Origin of the sequence: Lactobacillus sp. B4026, assembly GCF_026535825.1 — a bacterium.
Lineage (GTDB): Bacteria > Bacillota > Bacilli > Lactobacillales > Lactobacillaceae > Lactobacillus > Lactobacillus panisapium.
Genome location: NZ_JAFNPD010000014.1, coordinates 1 through 22,772 on the forward strand (window position 1 = coordinate 1; position 22,772 = coordinate 22,772).

Here is a 22,772-nt window from a genome sequence, read left to right on the forward strand (position 1 = left end):
ATTGAAGATTTCAATTTTATCTTGTTTGGATAATTTAGCCATAATAAAAACCTCGAAGTTGTCCTAACTTCGGGGTTCATATCATTTCTTCTAAAATGACTTTTTTATTTTATTTATTAAACTTTAAATTAATCGTCTAACTTTTCTTTGTTAGTTACGTTTAATTTTTCATCGAAGGTGTAAACCACTGGTTCACCAGTCTTCATTTCCAAGTTCATGATGTCAGCATCAGAAATGTTTTCAATGTACTTGGTTAAAGCACGAAGTGAGTTACCGTGAGCAGCAATAATGACATTCTTGCCAGCTAATAAGTCTGGAGCAATGTGATCTTCCCAGAATGGCATAACTCTTTCAAGACAAACCTTAAGGTTTTCTGTCCGTGGGATGATGTTCGGGTCAAGATCTGCATAACGACGGTCATGTACTTGACTAAATTCTGAATCATCTTCAATTTTTGGTGGCAAAACATCGTATGAACGACGCCAAATGTGAACTTGTTCGTCACCATATTTGTCAGCAGTTGCCTTCTTGTTCAAACCTTGCAAACCACCGTAATGACGTTCATTTAATCTCCAAGACTTAGTTTCTGGAACCCAGAGTTGGTCGCTTTCTTCCAAAGCGAAGTGCAAAGTCTTAATCGCACGAGTTAAAACTGAGGTATAAGCTTGGTCAAATTTAAGACCGTGTTCCTTAATTAACTTACCTGCATTCTTTGCTTCTTCAACACCTTTTTCTGACAAGTCAACATCAATCCAACCAGTGAACTTGTTTTCAAGGTTCCATTCACTTTGTCCGTGACGGATTAAAACTAATTTCGACATGAAATATCTCCTTTGCAAATTAAAAGCTTCACTTACTATTTTACACATTTAGATTTTGTTTTCATAGGGTTTAAGATTAAAAATCATTTTTTTAATCTTTATTTTACGATACAATAGATAATATTATGACTATAAGGAAAGTGAATATCTAACCAAAATGAAATTTAAAAAATTATTGCTAAGTATGGGCGTTGTAGCGGCACTAATTTCCGGTGGTTGCTCTAAACAAAAAAAGCAAGCTGAACCTATTTTAACCAAAACCCAGGTGATTAAAAAAGCTCAGAAAACTTTTAAAAGTGGTCAAGCTAAGCAAGTTGTTAACCTTAGAACTGACACTTCCAGTCAAGTTGTAGCTTCAAACTTTACTTTCGGTGGCGACCCAACAGTTTTTCATTTAAATTATCAGACTGAAAATAATCAAAGCAAAAAGAATTCCCACAGCATGGATGAGTGGATCAGCAACACGGGAAATCTATATATCAACGGTCAAAGTACTTGGTATAAAGCAGAAGTTGCGAAAACAACTGGGCACACGTATGCCGACTTGCTTGATGCCATTCTTAATAACGAAATGTTAATGGATCCACCTTCTAAGCTCATTAACGCATATCAAATGAAGCGAAGCGGCAGAACCTACACGTTAACAGCTAAGATTACTGATAAAGAAGTGATGAAAGCAGCCGTTGCTCCTATTTTTCAAACCAATACCCAAAGCCAGCAACAACAGAAAATTTACAATAAATTGGCTAAGGCAGGTAAATTCCAAGACATGACCGTTAAGCTCGTAGTTAAAGGTAATAAACTTGCTACCTTCAAGTACAATGTCAACTTAAAGATTGGTAAGCTGATGAGATTAAGTGCCGGTCAAAACTATGCTAATATTGGCAGCCGTGATTTTCTCAAATTGCCATCAAACGCTCTAGATGCTAAGCCTTTACCCAAAGCAAATAAGAAAAAATAATTAAGTACCAAGCATTATTTCACTATGAAATAATGCTTTTTTAGTAAAACTTAAAACAATAAAATTAAATATAGAGTAAAATAGTCCTTAAAATAAGATTAAGTAAGATTAAAAAAGGAGTACTCCGATGAAAACCAAAAAGATGATCTCTTCGATATTACTGACTTTTACCCTATTTGCCGGTGGTCTAAGTCAAGCTCAACCGGTCGCAGCCGCTATGACCAAAAAGCAGGCAGTCGCAATAATTAAAGACAATAATAATAAGCAAGACAGCGGTAAATTGCATTCAACCACGACCACTTTACTTAAAAAGGACAAAGCAACAGTAACGATTGACGCCTATTTCAACAATACTAGCAAGCTAGTAAACGAAACTGGAACGATTAAAGATGGTAAGCATAAAGACAAGGTAAGTATCTGGGTCGACGGTAAGAATAACCGCCTTTACAACTTTAATAAGAATAAATGGGAATATGAAACAGTGCCAGATGATTATCAAACGCTGCTTAATGACCTTACGGGGCAAAAGCCACTTGTCAAACTAACAAAGTCAATTTTTAAAAATTTAGAGAAGAACGGTAAATTAACACATAAGAAGGGCGTCTACCAATTAACCGGCTCGATTAATGGCCAAAAATATGTCAAGCCAGTTATGCAAGTCATCTTGAAAAACGAAATTAAAAACACAGATATCAAATCTTTCGCTAAGAACGTGAAGATTGGCAAGATCAAGCTAAACTTTACTTTAACCGATCAAAAAGTAGTCAGTGCACAAAGCAAGACCACCGCTAAGCTTAAGAAGGGCCCGACAATCAAGATCAGCGAAACTTTTAGTCACTTTAACGAATACGGTAATTTGGCTTTGCCAGATGATGTTAAAAATGCTGTCCCAGTTAAAACCGACAAGTAGCTTATTAGCATATGCAACTAAGTTTTGACCTTAAAAGCAATCTTTAGCAGTTTTTTATAAGGAGAAACAAAATGAAAGTTAAAAAAATTATTACCAGTGTTTTACTAAGCTTTAGTTTATTGGCCGGTGGTCTTACCCAAGCCAAACCTGTTGCGGCAGCCTTAGATAAACAACAGGCTATCGACATCATTAAGCAAAATAACCAGACCAACGGTCAGCTTGATTTTACGGTATCTATCAAGCCCCACCTAAAAAAGGGTAAGAAGATTAACGTTACAGCATTTAGCCTTACAGGTGGCTTCAACCAAAATGTAGCCCACATGAGTGGTTATGCTCCGACTGCTAAAGCTGGCAAGTCGAAAAAAATTGAAGTTTGGGCAGATGGAAAAGAAAACCGCCTCTATACATATCTTGGCGATCAATGGGAATACCAGCCTCTCAATAGCAGTCAAAATGACCAATTGACAAGTAGCATTGCTAAGACCATCAACGTTGACCAATTACTCCAAAAAGGTAAATTCAGTCAGAAAAATGATACTTATACTTTAAAAACGGCGCTTAACGGCAAGCAGGCTTACAAAACTGGACTTAAAATAGCTCGCACAGCTAGCGGCGTGAAGTTTAGTAAAAAAGAACTAAGATACTTGAACAAGCATACTAAGTTAGGCACAATTTACGCTACCTATCGCCTACAAGATGATCATCTGATTGACTCGAAGTCAAGCGCCAAATATGTCATAATTAAAGTGGCAACAGTCAAAATGACGTTTAAGGTTAGCCATTTGGGTGAATACGCTAATTTGGCCGTACCAGATGACGTTAAGAAAGCAGCTAAACCTGCTGACGTTGACGCAAATAAGTAATTATTTTTATCATGTGGGAGCTAATATTATGAAACTTGGGATTATCGGCAGTGGCAAAATTGTTCATGACTTTTTAACGACAGCGGATAAGATTGAGAACCTAGAATTAGCAGCAATTTCAACTACTAAACGAAGTCAGGCAATCGCACGCGATCTAGCTAAACAATACGGTATCAAAGAAGTTTTTGCGGATAATAATCTTTTATTCCGCGACCCCAACGTCGATACCGTGTACGTAGCTGTGCCTAACTCGCTTCACTACGAAGTGGTTAAGCAAGCAATTGAGAATGGCAAAAATGTCATTTGTGAGAAGCCTTACGTGTCAACAGTGGCTGAGGCTAAGGAACTCAAAAAGATTGCTGATGAACACCACGTAATCATTGTCGAAGCAATTACCAATATTCATTTAGGCAACTTCCAGGCGATCAAAAAGGCACTTAAAAAAATTGCCCCAATTCATATTATTGCGTTAAATTATACCCAATATTCCAGCCGCTATGATGACTTCTTAAAAGGCAAAATCGCCCCTGTCTTTGATCCTGCTAAGGATGGCGGAACATTAATGGATCTGAATATCTACAACATTCATTTAGCCGTTGGTCTTTTTGGCAAACCCCAAGCGGTTCAATATTACCCGGTAATGCAAAAAGGAATTGATACATCTGGTATTCTAGCGATGACATACAGCGACAAGCAGGCTACCCTAATTGCCTCTAAGGATTGCTACACTAACCCGCGGTCTTTTATTGAAGGTGAAAACGGAACGATCTATTTTGATGGTTCAACTGGTGTACTCGCTAACTTCACCGTTGACAATCGGGGTGGTGATACCGATAAGTTTAACTTTAATCAATACGAGCACCGGATGGCCAGCGAATTTGCGGCTTTCGTAGATATTATCGACCATCATGATGTGGCAGAAGCTAATAAACTGTATGACCACAGCATGGCAGTAATGGATGTTTTAGCCCAGGCTAAAGCATCAGTTAAAAACTAAACACTGACACTAACATGTCCAAGTAAAATAACCACCTTGAAGCGTGCAAGCTTTCAAGATGGTTATTTTTGCTTTTTAATTTATTTGCGACCGATTACCTTGCGCACCCGGTCAGCTGCCTGCGACTTGGCCGAAAAAATCAGTTCATCGCCTTCTTCAATGACTGAATAACCATGCGGAACAAGCCATTCTTGCCCGCGGTGAATGCGATCGACCGTGATATCATGTGCCACATCCCAGTCGGCTAATTGCCGTCCCGTATAATGAGTATTGCGCACTACTACTGAATATAGCGCATTCTTGGTATCAGTTAAAACCCGGTAAACAGCAGGTGACTCAATCAATGCACGTAATAAAGCAGCACTAACATTGCCGAGATTAAAAATTTCGATTCCTTTTTCCGCCAATTGCGCCGCTTCCTCATTTGCCATTCGCTTCTGACAAACAATGATTCGCTTAAAGTCGCCTTTTTGCCGTGCTAATTTAGCTAAGCGCAAGTTTTCCTTATCTGACATTAATGCTGCAACAAAAATATTGCCGTTAAATGCACCATTTTGTTCTAGTTTAGCTTCAGTTAGTTCGGGTAATAAATCCAAACTGGGAACACGGCTTTTATACAGATTATAGTCTTCCTCATCACTAGTCATCATCTTGACCGAGTACCATTTATCATGTAAATCAAGTAAAACTGGTACGGTCAGAGCAGTTGCCCCGACAAGCACAACTTTTTCTTTAATCCGGTCTTCAGGCTGCAATTTAAAAATCGCATTGAAGATTACGGGACAAAAGATGCAGACAATAACCGCTGCCAGAATAAAGACATCAGATTGCAGCGAGGTAATGACCCGCAACTTACGTGCTACTGCCAAGGTAGGCAAAACAATCGTAATTGTCGTTGCACTTAGGACACCCCCAGCTAGCCCATTACGATAGCCAAACTTTTTAGCATAAATTAAAACGACCGGCAATTTGGCAATCAACAAGAAGACGACTAAGACGGGCAGTAATGTTAATGACCGGGGATGCGCCAGAAGAGACCGTAAGTTGAGCTTAACTCCCGTCATAATAAAGAAAATGGGAATAAAGAAACCATAGCCGATTGATGTTAGCTTATCTTTAGTCTCATGACTTGGCTCTAGCAATTTCATCACTATCCCTGCCAAAAAAGCACCCAAAATATTTTCCACGCCCACTTTTTCAGCCACCGTCACAAGCGCAAAAATCAGAAAGAATGCCAGTCGAATATCTAGCTGCGTCGTGTTTTTAGTAACGTCATTGAACCAAAGGTATAGCCGTTTCGAACGCCAGAGCAAAACAATCGCAGCCATGAACAGTAGAATGATCAACCACAGCTGTTTGGTGTTGCCGCCATTGACAGCAGCATAAATGGTTAATAGCATCAAAGGAATTACTTCGCCTAAAACTGCCGTTAGCAAAATCGTCTGCCCAATTGGTCGGCGCAAAATATCCTTTTCCTTTAGTGTAGCAATCACAACGCCTAAAGCAATGGTCATAAAAATAATTGCCGCCAGTGCAACATCATTAAATAAACCAAACCACTTTAATAACCAACCTAAGAAGACGGCCACCACGCTAATACTTAAAAATGAGCCAACCGCAATCCGCATCGGATTAAATGCTTGCTTATTTTTCTTTTTGCCCTTATGTGGTTTTAATAAGTTAAAATCGATTTCCATTCCGGACAAAAAGATTAACAGAATCACGCCTAGGTTCGATAAAAAGGATAAATCATGTGTTACTCCGACCACATTGAAGCCACTAGCTCCTAAAAGGATCCCCACGATAATTTCCGCAATTGCAGTCGGCACCGCGTTAACCCTTAACTTGACCATTAACAGCGGCACAATTAACGCAAATAAGATAACGAGAAATAAAGATAACTGAGCCATGCAAAGTTGCCCTCCTTAAATACTGTGAAGATTATACTCGATAACACCTGTAATTAAAAGCACTGCTTCTACCATTATCTTAGACTGATCATTATTTTTTTGCATAAAAAAAGTTCATGATCCAAGATCATGAACTTAATCTATTTTAATTAGAAATTGGCTACTTTAACAAAGCGGATAGCGCTAATTGGGTAATACATGGAGCCGTTGATGTTAACCCGGCCACCATAAGTCCGCACTTTTGCACCGCGCAGCAGCTTGGAATTATCAGCGCGAAGACCGGTAGTGTCATAAATATAAGCATTATGAGACAGTACTCGTTCAGTACCCAGAATGTTACTTGCAACGACATATTGATTTTCACCAATCTGCAAGTACTTTCTGCCGTTAATTACCTTTTCTTGCGCAACAGTTACGTCCGTTCCAGCAGTCTTTAATTCCGCATTAGTGCGATTGCCTTGTTCATCGTAAACATAAGCATCGTGCATCAAAGTCTTCTTCCCTGTTGGTGCTTGCGAAACATTGTCACCAGCGGTTGAATCGCTAGCTGAAGTATCAGTCGGGGCCTCTGCTGCAGTATCTCCTGCTTGCAAATTATAGTAATACTTCAATAAAGCAAAGAAGTCATTCATGGAATAGCCCCACTTAGCGAAATAACCATCAGGATCAGTATGATTGGTTCCGCCTAAAAAGCGTGAAACGGCGTGGTGTGACCAGATCGTTCCCTGCCCAGTATTGGAAGCATTAACCGGCGTAATGCCATAACGATGAAGCAATTTAGCAGCATAAATAGCATCATTGCTGACACTCTTAGCAAAATTTGCCCGCGTGTTTTCTTCACATAGTTCAATTTGAATAAAACGGTTGTTGGCAACAGCCCCAGCACCCCAGACACCATAATTTGGCGTCATCATTTGGATAACTTGCTTGCTGTCGACAAAGGCGTGGACATATGAGTACATATTCATCCATTCACGGTTAAAGTAAATGGCTTCATTGTAAGCAGAAGCATTCGGTGTTGCGGTCTCATGAATTACGATTCCTTCTGGCTTACCCTTTCTGTACCGAATAATGTTGCCGTTAGCATAAAATTTATTGTACCTAATATTGGCTGTTTGCAGCATTTTATACAAGTAAGTTTCGCCGACATAGCTATTTTGCTTGGCAATTGAATTGATTGAAGCCGCCTCAACTGCACGCGGCTGATTAATATTAACAACAGGAGCAACTAAACCTACTCCGATAGCAATAGTAGTTATTAGTTTCTTGATCTTCATTGCTAAACGTTCATTCCTCATTTCTATTTGTTAAAAACTATTATTCAACTTTAAAGTTAGCTTTTTTAATGTATTGGTGAATGCCAATGCGGTAATATTTCTTACCATAAATGTTAATCGCAGCACCATAAGTTGCTACTGATTTATTCTTCTTCATGACCTTCTTATTGTCACGGTTGCCGTAGTCATTATAAACAAAGGCATTCTTCTTCAAAGTTCTAAAGGTACCATCAATATTGCCACATGCAATATATTGATCTTCGCCAATACGGTAATATTTCTTACCATTGATTGTTTTGGTGCCGTAAGTGGCAATTACCTTTCCTTCGTCACCTGACTTAAGAGCCTTCATACCCTTGACGCGCTTGCCTTTATCATTATAGACAAATGAGTTATGCATCAAAGTCTTGTTGACTTTCTCATCGCCCTTAGGAGCCTGTGAAGCTGGTGGCAATGCACTGCCTGCATCTAGTAAAGTGTCGTTAACCCAGCCCTTACCAGAAATGTACATCCGTTTTCTGCCGTTATAAAAGGTAATTGTCTTAGTAACAGTGACGGCATCGCCCTTGTTAACAGAGTCAGTCTTCGCAGAAACTGAGTGGTCAGTTGGCCAAGCATAAGTTGCGCCTGATTTTTTAACCACATAAGACTTCGAAGCGTTGGAAATCTTCGGGTCATACTGTGTCAAATTGCTGGAGGTTATTCTAGTGTTTAAAATTGTATTGTAATTATTAGCTGTTGCGTAGGTACCTGTCAGGGCCTTAGTTGCGTCAGTATAGGAAGCGGCATTCTCAAGCCACGCACCTTGATAACGGTCGGGTTGCCAAGAAACACCGTTACGCAATTTATTACCATTATCATCAAATGACTCCTGGTAATTGTTGTACTTTCTAAATTTAGCAACCACGTAGTAGCTCTTGCCATTCTTATCTTCTTCACGCGTCTTAGCGGAATAAACAGCGCCCGGCCACTTATCATCAGCTTTCATGCCAAAGAGATTATTGGCATTAACCGCTAAGCCTGATTGACCCCAATTTGATTCAACGATTGCCTGAGCAATCATCACAGATGGGTACAAGCCATACTTCTTAGCGACTTTTTGCGCCTGGCTAACAGCAGTATTTAAAAAAGTTGTCTCACTCACTGTCGCTGCTGAAACTTTCTCAGCCCGCGCTGGCGAAGCGGCAATTAAGTTGTTGGTAACCGGAATAACAGCCGATGCAGCAAGGACTGCAGCTGAAAAACCAGTGATAAGTCTTCTTTTCATAAAAATAATTTCCTCCTTAATCGACATCTTTATTGTAACGAGCAATTGCCTGATAAACAATAGATGCTGTTTATTTGTAGTCAAAAAGTAATATAGACAGACATTTGTTACAAGTAGTAATTTAACGTTCCAAAATTACCCGCAGATTTTGTAAAAGGCTCTTCTTAACGCGCTGCAATTGAACACGGCTGACCTTCAACTCGCTAGCTAACTGACTAATTGGTTTTTGCAATAGTAAATGCTGCACAAAAATCTGCTGTTCTAAAGCTGACATTTTGGTAACCTCTTTTTGTAACGTAATTAGGTTATCCCAATGACTGATTTGACTAATTTCTTGTCTAGTTACGAGACCTGTCTGTTGTTCATTATGTCGCTTATCTTGACGCAATAAGTCAACCGTATGCCAGAGAACCTTCCGAAAGCTAAGGCGATCAACCTCTTTACGCGGTAAATTAACCTGTTCGGTTAGCATTTGCGCATAAATTAATAGTCCTTCTTGCAGAAAGTCTTCATAGTTAGTATAGTCCTGTCTGACGTGAGCACACTTAATGGCGCCTCTAACTAATTTTTGATTTTCCCATGCTGCAATAAATGCTTGCTGACTGATTTTCATTGTTGTGACCTTTTCCTTTATTGTGAGTGTCACAAGCGCTTGTGCATGTTTAGATTAGCAATTTAGGCGCAAAATAAAAAAGCTAATAAAAGGGATCATCAGGGTTAGTATAATAGCGAACTTATTAAACTAATATAATTATTTTTATTTATATGTAAGCGCATTCTAGAGCTGAGTAATGGCTGAAAAAAAGATGAAAAAAAGCCCAAATCAACTTAGATTCGGGTTCTTCTTAATAAAGCGTATCTGGTCTCTGGCTTATTTGCCGAATAATACGGTGAGATTCAACCAGTTCAGGAAATTCATAAAAATTAGCCAAATAATGACCATAACGTTGTTGTTTCTTATCTAGTAAATTCGCCAAAATATGTTTCAAGGAAAGGTTAGTCAATGGCTCGTGAGGATGAAAGTATTCTTGCTGATCAATTAACGACTTTCCTTTAGTTGCCGTCACGTGCCAACCCAAAATACGTTCCAAATGAACAGATGCGAGCTGATAGAGAGCATGATTATAAAACAAGCCATTGACAATTTGCTCACGAATGTAACGACTGCAATTGTCAAAAGCAAAAATGTAATCAGAATCACCATAGGAAACGGTCTTAAAAGCAACAGCCGACAGGTTAAGTGGTTGAAAAGCTACCATCTGATGTAAGGCAACCCAATCAATATTGCCTGAATTGTAGCTTCGAGTAGAAAAGTAAGCCAACCGACCCGTTGCAATCGTATTATGATTTTTCAGGTTAATCTTACGGGCAAACTCCCGCTGAAATTCTAACCCAGCTAATAAGCATTCCTTACTAAAAGCAGTGAAAAGTGATCGGGTGCTATTATAACTGAGAATAATACCAGCCTGAATATCAAAGATGACGCTTTTATATTTTCCAAGTAAAGGTTTTTTCTGAAACTCATAAAGTGCCAAAGTTTTTTGATTGATTGAATAATGCTCATCTTCGACAAGATAATCATTTAAGACCTGATCATGGCCCACTTTCTGCCGCAAGATTGCTTTTGACCAGACATGGTATTCTTGTCCCTGCGGGAGGTTATAATGCTCACATTCTTTCATTGCTAGTTTCCTTTTCTATTGGCTTTAATATATATGATTATACCTTAAAAGTTATCGCTTTCATAGAAAAGCAAACAAAAAACGGAAGCGACATAGTCGTTTCCGTTTCCTGTAATTAACTAATGAGAATTAGTTAAAGTTAGCAACCTTAACGTATTGCTTGCTTGGGCCACCGATACGGTAGTAAGCCTTACCATTCTTGAATGTGTAAGGTGAGCCGTAAGTAGTTACCTTAGCACCCTTGCGCAATACACGGCTGTCAGCACGTTTCTTGCTGGTCTTGTATACGTAAGCATTGTGAGATAATGTACGAACAGTACCATCAATGTTATCAGCCATTACGTATTGGTTGTCACCAATTTGGTATACCAAGCTACCATCAGCAAGCTTAGTAGTTGCGCCAAGAACGTCAACCTTAGTGTAAGCTGCTAAAGTCTTAGTACCAACACGCTTGTGGTCCTTGTCGTAGATGTAAGCATTGTGCATAACAGTCTTAGAAGTCTTGTCAGCAGGCTTGAATGAACCGTCAACATACTTAGTTTCTACGTAAAGATTTGAGTCAGCACTGTTAATACGAGTGTAGGACTTGTCGCCAACCTTGATTGCGTCACCAAAGATAGCAATTTGGTCACCGTTCTTAACAGTAGTCTTAGTATCAGTTACAGTGTTACCTTCAATCTTGTAAACTGGAACGTCACCATCTGATTGAACAGTCTTGTAAGAAGCACCCTTAGCACCAACAGTCAACATAAAGGTAATCTTAGTAGTCTTCTTGTCAGCGTTAGTTGCAGAAACAACTACTGGATATCTACCAGCAACCTTAGTGTTAACTTTTGAAACATCAACATCAACAGCTAATTTATCACTATTGTTAGTATTTACTGTTGCAGTAAATGCTCTCTTGATAGCGGCAGTATCAACTACACCATTAACTGGTACATAATTGAAAGTAATAGGATCTGTATTCCCAGTATAGGTAAGATCATCAATGTTATCAATAGTCAGTGAAGAAGTCTTGTCATCAGTAGCTGCTGATGGGTTAGAAATCTTAGGGAATGGAACTTTTGTATTCTTGTTAAAGTAATTAATTACTGGATAAGTTGCATCTGCAGTTGTAGCGTTTGGATCAACAGTTACAGGGAAAGCAGTTGTCTTACCATTAGTAGCACGTACATTTAAAGTAACTACAAATGGTGCAGCTGGCTTGTCAAAAGTTTCGTCTGATCCCTTAGTAGTAATTCCTGCAGCCTTAAGGGCAGCACGGACATCAGCTTCCGAGTTAACGAAGTCAGCAGTAGCATTATTACCCGTAGTAGTGTCATTAGGTTTTGTCACACCTGCTGAATATTTACCTGGCTTCTTATGTGTAGTACTATCTTCAACAGCATTAGCAGGTGTAGCAAGTGCTTTAGCGAGCTTAGAAACACTGTAATCAGCAGGAGTCAAAGCGTATGAACCTGAAGTGAGAACTGTCTTAGTAGTATCATTAGTTTCTGTAACATATGGTGAACCTGCTAAATCAGCATTTGAAATAGTGAATTCCGCACTCTTAACTGCATAGTTAGCAATAGTACCGGTATTGTCAGATGGTGTGGCAGTTGAACTACCGTTAATATAGTAATCAGTAGATGGCTTCAATCCAGTAATCGTAACATAAGCTAAAGCAACATATTTACAACCTTTTGAAACCGTTTGATCATTACTAGTAGGAATGCTAGATGGCTTACCAGTTGCTTGATTTATCGTAATGTCTGCGCCACCCTTAGCAGCACCAGATGCATCAGCAGTCATGTATAATTTAGCTTGTGAAACTGTTACTTTTGCATCAGTAGGCAATACTGGAGTTGCTAAAGTAGCAGTAGCCTTAGTAGCTGAGTCCCCATCATTTAGAGCAGCTACATTAGTTATAGACAAATCCCAATTGATTTTATCTGTACTACTTTGAGCAGGTCCACCCGCAACACTAGTATTGACATCAGCAAATACTGTTGAAACACTAGTTGCAGCAACTGGAGCAACGGCTAATAATGCAGCTGCAGCAGCACTAACAATTCTTAAATTTTTCTTCATGTGGTCTTTCCTCCTTGTGTATATACAAAATAGTAATAGGCTATAGGTTCAGTCGGATTGAGCCTACATTGTTACAACATCCTTCAAGCCGAATTCATAAGTTTATAACTCTTATGAGGTAGCTTTCAGGCTGAAGAACGCGCATGCGTACAGGCAATCGAACCTGAAGCATAGCTATTACTTACCACATTTCATATTGTACCTACCTTTGTCTCAAATTGCAAGGCGCGGAGTTATTTTACACACTTTTGTAATAAACGCTTACAGCTTCGCGTTAAAAATGTAATTTTTTGCATGATTGCTAAACGCTAATACATCAATTAATTGGGGGCTTTTGAACTTCAATAAAGTCAAATAACTTGTTTTATACAACAAAAATTTTACAAAATAATAACAAAAAGAAAAAGTCACCTCGCGATGACTTTTCATTAAACTTGCTTATGCTAATTAAATAGCTGCTTAATTTTACTAATGATTCGCTCTAATACTTCCGCCAGCTGCAGACTGCTTAGATTCAGCTGCAGAATTATCGAACAAGTTAGTAACAACTCGTTCAACATATGAAGCAGACTGAGGAACCTGATAGAGATCCACCCCCTCTTTTGCAAAAGCATCTGCTTGCGCAATTGTCGTCATTGCTGTCTTAACTGTCTCTGAATCAAGGTCATCTGCCGCATTTTGCACGGTTAAGTTAACCTTTTTAGCTTTGCCGTTTAAAAATACTAATTGTAAGGTCTTTGTTCTGGTTACCATCTTAACTATTTTCCTCTTCTTTCCTATATATAGATATCTCTTCGACTGACTTTAGTTACCTTCTTCAATTAATGGAATTGCTTGTTTCTGAATCAGTGTTGCCGCTATTAGGTCATCCCCTTGCAAGATTGCCAGTGCATCCCCCACCTTAGCAAGCCCCGCAGCAGAGGCACCTTTTTTCAGATTGCGGAAAATTCGCGACTTGGTTTTTTCTTTACCATATTTAGGATTGTAAAAACTATATTGGATTGATTGGTCTAGTAATTCGAAACTCATTATCAGTAGCCTTTCTTAGTTAACTCTAAAACTTGCTGTAAGCTATCCGCGCGCTAGATGTCTTACACTATTACTAACGAATTGAAACGCCAAAGTGTAACAAATTTACTAAAAAAGTTGTTTATAATGCCTTAAAAACGTGCATCAGTAGTCAAAACACCCTAAACCATCTATAATTAGTATGAATATTAATAAGGAGGACAAATTCCGATTATGAAAAAATCTACGATTTGGACGATTGTTGCAGTAGTAATTATTGCTATCGGTGGTGGCGTCTTTTACGCAACCCAAAAATCCAATAGCAATCAAGTTGATGCTTCATACAACAGTGCAATGCAGCAAGGTAAAGATGCAGTTGCCGATAAGAATTATTCCAAGGCAAGCAGCGCCTTTGATAAAGCACTTGGCATTAAGAAAACTGCCCAGGCCAAAGCCTATAAGAGCCAAGCAGATAATATGCTTTCGGCAATTAGCGCAACTAAAGATGGCAAGTACGATGATGCACTGACTAACGTCAATAATGTAGTTACTGCAAATAATGGCTACGCTACCTTAACTAAACAGGGGCGCAAATTAAAAACTACTATTAAAGACGTGCAAGACAACTACGAAAACGAGATCAAGCCGATTTTTGATAATGCCAAGCAAGCTGAAGATGGTAAGCAATATCTACAGGCAATTGACCAATACCAAAAGGTGTTAGATTTGCCTTACATCAACGGTCAATACTATGCCAAATACAAGAAGCAGGCTAAAAAGGGCGTTGATAAGAATAAGAAGCTTGCCGATGAAAATGATAATGGTGCTGGTGCTTTAACGAGAAGTTATCGCTCAAGTTCAAACTCAAACTCAGCAAAGCAAAATCAAGATACTGGTAACGCCGGCAAGACTGGTGAAGGTGCTGTGGGCGACCATAAAGTTCACGGCAAGACGGTTACTAACAATCAAATTAGCCAATTGCGTAAAAGAGTAACTAAACTTGGTTATGACGGGATGTCGTTTAGTCCCCAAGATTTGATCGACCTTTACCGCAAATCTGGTCGCAGTAAACCATCTAAGATTACCAAATCTGATGTCGCAGATTACCTTAAACCGTAATCACCAATCATGTAGCTTTCCTCAAAAAATTAATAAGTTGGTGCTTTAACTAGCACTTACATAGCTTAATTTAAAAATCGTCCGTTGCCATAACTGGCTGGACGATTTTTATTTGAACACAACACCCCCACTTTAATTGGTGCTACAAAAGATGCTATAATTTTCCTAGCTAAACGAGCAAAAAGATTTACTATTTATGTACAAATCGTTACAATAGTTGCTTTTACAGCCTAAACTCTGTAAAATGACTATTGACTTTCACGTTTCCTATTTTTATTAAAGGAGTGTCTGCTTTGACTGAAAAAGAAAATAATATCAAAGAGCAAGATAATGAACAAGAACAAGAAAATGAAGACCTTAAGGTTGTCATGCCAGATGCTGAATGGACAACTATGCCCGATGAAGAATTTGACGAACAACCAGACTATTTGAAGGTTTTCACTGACTTCTATATTGCTAAATTTAATCAACGCGACTTGGAAATCATGAACATGTATGACGTCAATTCAAACATGGTTGACATTAACCACTACGTGATTGATAACATTAATTTTGGTCGTAGAGAATTAGTTAAACACGCTCTGCAATACCATGCAAATAATTTCCAGAGTATTGTTGATGAGATTGTTAAGCAGGACAAAGTTGAGCCTGAAAAGATGACCTCATACAAAGACTGGGATAACTGGTATGAAGATCGGCGTGATAATATTTCTACTTCTTTATCATAATTTACTTGTACTATTATTAAAAAAAGAACAAAATAGATACTTAAAAGAGAATGCCAATTGACATTCTTTTTTACTTTAAAATATTAATAAATCTATGGGAGTACGAGATTACTATGAATCAGAAAAAGAAACGGATTTCGGCAGCTGGTCTGCTAATCACGATCGGAATCGTTTACGGAGATATCGGAACTAGTCCACTCTACGTAATGAAGTCAATCGTGAACGGTAATGGCGGAATAGCTAACGTTAACCGTGAATTGATTTTGGGTTCAATTTCTTTAATTTTTTGGACAGTCACATTGCTGACGACTGTCAAGTACGTGCTGATTGCGTTAAGAGCAACCAACCGTGGTGAAGGCGGGATCTTCGCCCTGTATGCTTTAGTTCGTAAACGGGCTAAATGGCTGGTAATGCCGGCATTAATCGGAGGAGCCGCACTGCTGGCTGACGGAACGCTAACCCCAGCCGTGACGGTTACGACCTCAATCGAGGGGTTGAAAAATATGCGTTTTGGTTCTAGCATCCCGGTGCCCAACCAAAATTCCGTCATCATTATTACAATCGCAATTTTGCTGGTACTATTTTCGATTCAGATGCTCGGAACTAGCAGCATTGGAAAAGCTTTTGGACCAATTATGTTTGTCTGGTTCACCTTCTTAGGGATAATCGGCGTCTTGAATATGGCCAATGACTGGTCAATCCTTGAAGCTCTTAACCCAGTTTGGGCAATCAAGATTTTATTTAGCCCGGCTAACAAGGCTGGTATTTTTATCCTCGGTTCTATTTTCCTGGCAACAACTGGTGCCGAAGCCCTATATTCCGATGTTGGTCATGTCGGCAAGGGCAATATTCGTGGCTCATGGCCATATGTTTTTCTTTGCCTGTCATTAAACTATCTTGGCCAAGGCGTATGGATTTTACAAAATCCGCACTACCAAGCTCACGGTACTGAACTCAATCCGTTCTTTGAAGCTGTTCCAACTAGTCTGCGGTTATTCGCGATTATTTTGGCAACAATTGCAGCAATCATTGCATCACAAGCCTTAATCACTGGTTCATTCACGCTTGTTTCCGAAGCCAGCGGTCTGAAGTTTTTGCCACGGATGAAAATTAATTATCCAACAACCGAGCACGGTCAGATTTATATTCCATCTGTTAACAAGATGATCTGTGTGGCAACAATTGCTATTGTTATCTTCTTCAGAACCTCAGAACATATGGAAGCGGCCTATGGTCTTTCCATCACGGTCACAATGCTGATGACTACTTTGCTCTTATTCGAGTATCTGGGTTCAAAAAACAAACCACTATTATTGCGCCTGTGCTTTTTAGTAGTTTTCGGCTTTATTGAAGGCATGTTCCTTGTCTCCAGCTTAACCAAGTTCATGCACGGCGGTTATGTTACCGTCTTAATTGCAGGCTTTATCGGTGTTATTATGTTTATCTGGTACTTTGGTAACCGGGTTCGCGATAAGCATGAAGGAGCAAGCACTTATGTCCGGTTAGATGAATATACTGACATGCTGACAGACCTGAGTCACGATGATGATTACCCGACTTATGCAACTAACTTAGTCTACATGGCGAAAGTTAAGTACAATAAGTTCATTAAGCGCGAAATTCTTTATTCAATTTTGGATAAACGACCAAAACGTGCAGCTGCTTACTGGTTCGTTTCCGTCAACATTACGAACGAGCCATTTACGGCCAAATATGCAGTTAACACCTATGACACTAAAAACGTTATCAACGTTCAACTTTTCTTAGGTTTTAAAAAGCAAACCAGTGTTAACGTCTACTTAAGACAGATTGTGCAGGATCTGATTAAAGACGGTACAATCGAGGCGCAGCCACAAGAATACACAACCACTCCTGGACGCAAAGTAGGCGATTTCTCATTTGTCATCGTTAATGAAGTTGTTAGTCCGCTCACTAAACTCAAGGGCTTTGAAAAATGGATTTTGAAGGCACGCATTTGGCTGCAAAATCTTTCATCCAACCCTGCCTCATGGTTTGGCCTTGAATTCACCGATACGGTAGTCGAACAAGTACCGTTAATCCTGGGTCGACCAAAGAAAAACCTACATATTAGACGAGTTGCCCCACGCGACTACTCTCATTTAAAAGATCAAGAAATTGATAATAATTAAATTGAAAAGGACTAGAGATTAACTTCTCCAGTCCTTTTTATGTATCTTCAAAAGCTTAATTACAAAAACTAAAAGCTCTTTTTGCGAAAAATTAGGTAGCTAATAGTTAGAAATAAAGCAATATAACAGGCAGTCCCCAGCATCATTTCTAAGTTTGTTAAGTGCGTAATACTAATATAACCAGCGTAATTATAGTATTGATCGGTTAAATTAAGCATACTAAAAGGATTCCATTTCATAACACCAATAAATTTATGGATTCTTAGTAAATCTGTAGATACATTTCCACCTATAAAAAACACCAAAACACTGGCAGTAATAACTATTGCGTTATTGTTAACCATGCAAGATAGCATAAAAACGATACTTAGTACTAATGTAGTGGTTAGTAAGTCAACAATCATCGTATTAAGCATATTTTGCCAGATTGGCTGACCATACTGATATACGGTGGTCCAAGTAATATTTGATTTAAAGATAGACATACTTAAGATAAAAGTAAAAATTATTGCCATAGCATGTAAATATATATTGTAAAGAGAGAGAACAATAAATTTCGCTATATAGACTTTAAGCTTATTTGATGATTTGTAAAGCAAAGTGAGGATGGTATTATTCTGAAATTCCATCGAAAAAGTAGTTGCGCCAACGATAATCAAAATAAAGGTAATCCAATAAGACGCATTATAACAAGTCATTAAACAAACTTTGGCTTCTTCATAACCTATTGAGTAACCCGTTATAACCATAAGTAGCAATAATATTAAAGTTGAAATCCAAGAAATCTTTTTATGTTTTAGTTTATAAATTTCTTGTTTTAAACTATAAAGCATTTTATTTTTTCCTTTCTTTAGAATCAAACTCGGCGGTGTTTAAACACGAAATAGCCTATGGTGCCAAACACTATGCCATACATAACTGTAGCTATTATCAGCTGGATATTGCTTAAGTGTGACGTAGCAGTTAGCGAGCTCCGTGTTAGCTGTTGGGAAATAAAAATCATACTTAAAGGATTCCATTTAATAATGTTGATTGCTGAAGGAAAAATTTCCATTAAGGCAACAGAGATACTTGCGCCAATATAACCTAAGAATAAGCCAATACAGATAACAATTGCATTAACCTTGACTAACATAATTAACATAAATGACAGCCCATTTATGAAGAAACAATACAACAGAGTTGCACCCATATTAATCAATAAATCGCCAATAATAGAATGGCCGTGAATAATCGCTGTCCAATGATACTTACCTGGAACAAATACTAGGCTTAACAAAAAAGTCAGTAAAACTGCTGCAATAGCTAAAAAAATAGCATATAAAAAGATAATAAAAAATTTAGCTAAATAGATTCTTAGTCTATTTGAGTTTTTGTAAAGCAACATGATGATCGTGTTATTGGTATATTCCATTGCGAAAAAGGCACTTGCAACCGCAATGATAATAATCGGAATCCATTCAACAGCATCATAACCATAGATTAAATCTGTCTTATTCATTTTCCCCGTAAGTGCACCATAAGCCATGACCGCTAACAAAAACAACAAACCATATAAAGAAACACGCTCATGGTTAAATTTGTAAAATTCTTCTTTGATTGCGGTAACCATAATTTTAGCCTCTTTCCTTGTCTAAAATATCAATCACAATCTGTTCAAGATTTACTTCAACTGGTGTCATTTCTAGCAAATGAATGTTATTTTTGAAAAGCTCATCTTGTATCTTGAAGATATTTTCTTGCGCAATAATTAAATGCTGATCTTTTTCAGTGTAATTAACTTGATTAACACTAAAAATCTTTTTAGCCATATCATTATTTTCAGTAGTTACCTGATATTTTTGGTGACTAATTGTCTCAAAATCACTTATGCTTTGATTTAAAATGATTTTTCCGTTACTAATCAAAACAACTCTAGTCATTACTTTTTGTAATTCACTTAAAATATGGCTAGAAATTAAAAACGCGGTACCACGACTGGCATATTCTTGAATTAATTTTCTAACGCCAATAGTTGACTCAATATCCAGACCATTCATTGGCTCATCAAGAATTACCAAGTCTGGATGATTTAACAAGGCTATTGCAATACCTAATTTTTGTTTCATTCCTAAAGAATAGCCTTTAGCTTTACTGTTAATGTATGAATTCATTTGCAACCTAGTAACTATTCGGGTCATATCGTCTTTACTATGAGCATACAATTTCAAATTTTCTTGGCCTGTTAAAAAAGGATAAATTGCTGGATGCTCAATCAAAGCCCCAACCTTTGCCAAGGAAGCATGATTATTTTCAGTGACAGGTTTACCGTTAACATTAATTCTGCCAGTAAACTTCATTAGTCCCAGAATGGTTTTCATAATAGTCGTTTTACCAGCTCCATTTGGACCAATTAAACCAATAATTTCACCGGGCTTAATGCCAAAAGTAGCTTTTTTCACGATTTCTGTATGTCCAACATATGTGCTGACACTATCAAGCTGTAGTAAATTTTTTACTGTCGTGTTCATTTCTAGCTCTCCTTTATAACTGAAGTGTACTAGATATCTAATACACTAATTAAAGAAATTGTATCATGTAAAAAAATGCAAAGAAAAAACTGGCATATTTGCTACTTATGAAGCAATCATGTCAGTTTGTTCAAGATTGTATTTTTTTAAGCCAAATATAACTTCTTTTCTAGTATCTGGCTATAAACGTTACAAGGATGTCCCAATAAGATTTATTTAATATTTTTTTGTAAAAACTCTGCCATTTCTTTACTAAAATCGTTCATCCCAATTCTATTGATATCATTAATAATATCATGACAAGTTTCTAAATACTTTTCATCAGAGTTTGTGTGATAGAGAATTATATTAGTAAAGAAAATAATCATATTTTTATAAAAATATATTTCTGGTTTAGGAGCGATTTGATTGGCAGAATTAATAAATTGTTTAGCTTCTTCATAACGTTGCTCTTTAATACAAAAATTTAGCATGTTGATAATTATTCCTAATAAATTTTTCTCAATTAGGCTATTTTGGTTTCCTTGATACTGTTTTACAAGCTTGCTCGAAATCATCAGGTTAGTATCAAAATCGTAGAAAGCCATACAATTACAATATAAATTCATTGTATCAAGATCAAATTCATTGGCCATGAATATTCGATCCTTTAGTTCATGTAATGTCTCTTGGTTAATGCTGTCATATTCATCATCGACAATTGCCAAATAAACATCTAGTATCATTAGTTCTTCGCTTTTATCAGGTAGATTGCTTTTACAAATAGTATCGCGAATTTTCAGTAAGTCTGCTTTTGAATCTTGATAGTAAGCTTCATTGATTGCAAACAAAAATTGGTATCTTCTCTCATTAACTAATCTATCCTGAGGATTTAGTTGTCCAAAAAATTCAACTACAGATATATCATTGGCATGTAATAGATCAATTAAATCTTCTGCGGAAATACGGTTACTTCCATTTTCAACTCGAGCATAAAATGACGGGCTAAGGATATCTCCTGCCCAAGCCTTTTTAGTTTTACCACGGCTTAAGCGGTATTTCTTTAATAGATTACCGATTTCCATTTTATCCTCCTAACACTAATCAAAAATTAAAGAGTTTAGCTAAAAGTCATATTAAAAAAATCACTCAGAGATAATATGCATAGTTATTTAAAAATAATAATTTGAGAAGTACTTTCCAAGAAACGGCAAAATAAGATCAATAATCATCTTGAATATTTTTGCAAAGAAATTATTTTATACCTATTTCTTTTAAAAATTTTTCAGTTATTTTTCTTTTAAATGGCTTTTTTTTGACTGTCTCAATTAGTCCGTGATTTTCTAAGTCATCAATACTTGTTTTCACATTTCTTTTTGATATCCCCTCATTTTTCTTAAATATCTCATACATTTCACGATCTTCTACGCTTCCTTCAAAATCATTAAAAATAAATGCTTGAGAATAGATATAAAGCAAATTAAGCTCAATATGAGAATATTTTTGTTTTTCTAGCTCTAGCTTCACAAATTCCAAGTGATCTATACTGGTCAACAATTTATCCAAAACATCATTTTGCCCATTTTCCAAATAATTCAAGAGATTTAAAACAAACAAGGTTACTTCACCATAATTCTTTTTATTTTCTACCTCTTCAAATCCCTTGTAATACTTATTTTTATTCAAATTAACTTGATGAGAAAAGCTAATTGCTGTATACGGATCCAGTTTTTTCCCAACATAACTACAAAAAATATATCTTCCAAGCCTACCATTCCCATCATAAAATGGATGAACATATTCAAAGTAGTAGTGAGCAACACATGCCTTTATAATTGATTCAATTTTGTCATCATTAATAAATTCTATCCACTCCTTTAACTGGTCTACTATTTCATTTTCATGCTCTTTAGGACAATGAACAGTTTTAGTGCTATTTCCAATTCGAACAAATCCATCTCTAAATAGCTTGCCATCAGGCAGTTTATCTTCGGGAATTTCGCCAGCTAAAAGATCATCGTATAGTTTTCTTATGTCATCTAACTTTTCAATTTTATTTACCTTACCAACTTTAATTGAAGAATACATGTAGGCAAATGATTTCAACCTAATATTTTTCTTTTCATTATTTATATTATCAATGGCAAAATTTATTTCTTCCGTTGTTGAAGAAACGTTTTCAATTTCATTTGTTCCTTTAATTTCACTTACTAACATTTGATAAAAAAACTGATTACTTGCAACGCCTGGCAACTTCTGAATTAAATTCTTTATCTGTTCTGACTTACTATTAATACTGATTAATAATTGAGTAATCTCATTAATTGGAACCAGAAAAAGGTTAAATCGATCTGATAATCTAACACCTTCTTTTTCATTAATTGGATTAATTATTAGAGAAAATTTTCTAGTTCCATAACCATTAAGACGCTTGTCTAGTTCTGGCTCTATAGATTCTCCAGGATGTTCATAAGAATAAACCCGTAATGATTTATATCCACTCATCAATATTTCCCCCAA

The 22,772-nt window shown here is 37.2% G+C and carries 21 protein-coding genes; 7 read left to right on the top strand and 14 right to left on the bottom strand.

The features are described 5' to 3' along the window. Window positions 1-128: 128 nt before the first annotated feature. Window positions 129-821, bottom strand: a complete 693-nt coding sequence (locus J3U69_RS09690) for a 2,3-diphosphoglycerate-dependent phosphoglycerate mutase (RefSeq protein WP_103752988.1) — start codon at window positions 819-821, stop codon at window positions 129-131. A 157-nt stretch (window positions 822-978) separates the two neighbouring features. Here J3U69_RS09690 and J3U69_RS09695 point away from each other — a divergent pair, with 157 nt between their 5' ends. The 4 genes from J3U69_RS09695 to J3U69_RS09710 all read left to right on the top strand — a co-directional run bounded on the left by J3U69_RS09695 (window position 979) and on the right by J3U69_RS09710 (window position 4,552). Continuing rightward, on the top strand, window positions 979-1,782 hold the full coding sequence (locus J3U69_RS09695; protein ID WP_267413915.1) for a hypothetical protein: 804 nt from the start codon (window positions 979-981) through the stop codon (window positions 1,780-1,782). Window positions 1,783-1,909: 127 nt separating this feature from the next. Next, a complete protein-coding gene (locus J3U69_RS09700) occupies window positions 1,910-2,692 on the top strand; it encodes a DUF6612 family protein (protein WP_267413916.1) in 783 nt (260 codons plus the stop codon). A 71-nt stretch (window positions 2,693-2,763) separates the two neighbouring features. Then, window positions 2,764-3,555 carry a hypothetical protein gene (locus tag J3U69_RS09705; RefSeq protein ID WP_267413917.1) on the top strand — a complete coding sequence of 264 codons (792 nt, stop codon included), beginning with the start codon at window positions 2,764-2,766 and terminating at the stop codon, window positions 3,553-3,555. Window positions 3,556-3,583: 28 nt separating this feature from the next. Continuing rightward, entirely contained in the window at window positions 3,584-4,552 is a 969-nt protein-coding gene (locus J3U69_RS09710) for a Gfo/Idh/MocA family protein (RefSeq protein WP_267413919.1), read from the top strand. Between the two features lie 80 nt (window positions 4,553-4,632). Here J3U69_RS09710 and J3U69_RS09715 read toward each other — a convergent pair whose 3' ends face one another. The 8 genes from J3U69_RS09715 to J3U69_RS09750 all read right to left on the bottom strand — a co-directional run bounded on the left by J3U69_RS09715 (window position 4,633) and on the right by J3U69_RS09750 (window position 13,787). Next, window positions 4,633-6,462, bottom strand: coding sequence for a cation:proton antiporter family protein (locus J3U69_RS09715; protein WP_267413921.1), 1,830 nt, complete (start codon window positions 6,460-6,462; stop codon window positions 4,633-4,635). Window positions 6,463-6,611: 149 nt separating this feature from the next. Next, the gene (locus J3U69_RS09720; protein WP_267413922.1) at window positions 6,612-7,739 is read right to left on the bottom strand and encodes an SLAP domain-containing protein; all 1,128 of its coding nucleotides are present in this window, start codon (window positions 7,737-7,739) and stop codon (window positions 6,612-6,614) included. A gap of 40 nt (window positions 7,740-7,779) precedes the next feature. After that, the gene (locus J3U69_RS09725; protein ID WP_220220236.1) at window positions 7,780-9,006 is read right to left on the bottom strand and encodes an SLAP domain-containing protein; all 1,227 of its coding nucleotides are present in this window, start codon (window positions 9,004-9,006) and stop codon (window positions 7,780-7,782) included. Between the two features lie 121 nt (window positions 9,007-9,127). Then, the gene (locus tag J3U69_RS09730) at window positions 9,128-9,619 is read right to left on the bottom strand and encodes a sigma-70 family RNA polymerase sigma factor (protein WP_267413923.1); all 492 of its coding nucleotides are present in this window, start codon (window positions 9,617-9,619) and stop codon (window positions 9,128-9,130) included. A gap of 232 nt (window positions 9,620-9,851) precedes the next feature. Further along, window positions 9,852-10,688 (bottom strand): hypothetical protein, encoded by an 837-nt coding sequence (locus J3U69_RS09735; protein ID WP_267413924.1) that lies wholly within the window; start codon window positions 10,686-10,688, stop codon window positions 9,852-9,854. A 129-nt stretch (window positions 10,689-10,817) separates the two neighbouring features. Then, window positions 10,818-12,758, bottom strand: a complete 1,941-nt coding sequence (locus J3U69_RS09740) for an SLAP domain-containing protein (protein ID WP_267413926.1) — start codon at window positions 12,756-12,758, stop codon at window positions 10,818-10,820. A gap of 468 nt (window positions 12,759-13,226) precedes the next feature. Next, a complete protein-coding gene (locus J3U69_RS09745; RefSeq protein WP_220234860.1) occupies window positions 13,227-13,511 on the bottom strand; it encodes a DUF2922 domain-containing protein in 285 nt (94 codons plus the stop codon). Window positions 13,512-13,562: 51 nt separating this feature from the next. Further along, a complete protein-coding gene (locus J3U69_RS09750) occupies window positions 13,563-13,787 on the bottom strand; it encodes a DUF1659 domain-containing protein (protein ID WP_220220240.1) in 225 nt (74 codons plus the stop codon). A 213-nt stretch (window positions 13,788-14,000) separates the two neighbouring features. Here J3U69_RS09750 and J3U69_RS09755 point away from each other — a divergent pair, with 213 nt between their 5' ends. The 3 genes from J3U69_RS09755 to J3U69_RS09765 all read left to right on the top strand — a co-directional run bounded on the left by J3U69_RS09755 (window position 14,001) and on the right by J3U69_RS09765 (window position 17,763). After that, window positions 14,001-14,885 (top strand): hypothetical protein, encoded by an 885-nt coding sequence (locus J3U69_RS09755; RefSeq protein ID WP_220232381.1) that lies wholly within the window; start codon window positions 14,001-14,003, stop codon window positions 14,883-14,885. Window positions 14,886-15,178: 293 nt separating this feature from the next. Further along, window positions 15,179-15,613: a hypothetical protein gene (locus tag J3U69_RS09760; RefSeq protein ID WP_103753002.1), complete on the top strand. Its 435-nt coding sequence runs from the start codon at window positions 15,179-15,181 to the stop codon at window positions 15,611-15,613. Window positions 15,614-15,726: 113 nt separating this feature from the next. Further along, on the top strand, window positions 15,727-17,763 hold the full coding sequence (locus J3U69_RS09765) for a KUP/HAK/KT family potassium transporter (RefSeq protein ID WP_267413928.1): 2,037 nt from the start codon (window positions 15,727-15,729) through the stop codon (window positions 17,761-17,763). Between the two features lie 68 nt (window positions 17,764-17,831). Here J3U69_RS09765 and J3U69_RS09770 read toward each other — a convergent pair whose 3' ends face one another. From J3U69_RS09770 to J3U69_RS09790, 5 genes are all read right to left on the bottom strand, one after another. Further along, window positions 17,832-18,596, bottom strand: a complete 765-nt coding sequence (locus tag J3U69_RS09770; RefSeq protein ID WP_267413929.1) for an ABC transporter permease — start codon at window positions 18,594-18,596, stop codon at window positions 17,832-17,834. A gap of 23 nt (window positions 18,597-18,619) precedes the next feature. Next, window positions 18,620-19,375 (bottom strand): ABC transporter permease, encoded by a 756-nt coding sequence (locus J3U69_RS09775; protein WP_267413930.1) that lies wholly within the window; start codon window positions 19,373-19,375, stop codon window positions 18,620-18,622. A gap of 4 nt (window positions 19,376-19,379) precedes the next feature. Further along, entirely contained in the window at window positions 19,380-20,273 is an 894-nt protein-coding gene (locus tag J3U69_RS09780) for an ABC transporter ATP-binding protein (protein WP_267413931.1), read from the bottom strand. A 212-nt stretch (window positions 20,274-20,485) separates the two neighbouring features. Then, on the bottom strand, window positions 20,486-21,337 hold the full coding sequence (locus tag J3U69_RS09785) for a helix-turn-helix domain-containing protein (RefSeq protein ID WP_267413932.1): 852 nt from the start codon (window positions 21,335-21,337) through the stop codon (window positions 20,486-20,488). 169 nt (window positions 21,338-21,506) lie between these two features. Then, window positions 21,507-22,757 (bottom strand): Fic family protein, encoded by a 1,251-nt coding sequence (locus tag J3U69_RS09790; RefSeq protein ID WP_267413933.1) that lies wholly within the window; start codon window positions 22,755-22,757, stop codon window positions 21,507-21,509. Window positions 22,758-22,772 lie beyond the last annotated feature (15 nt).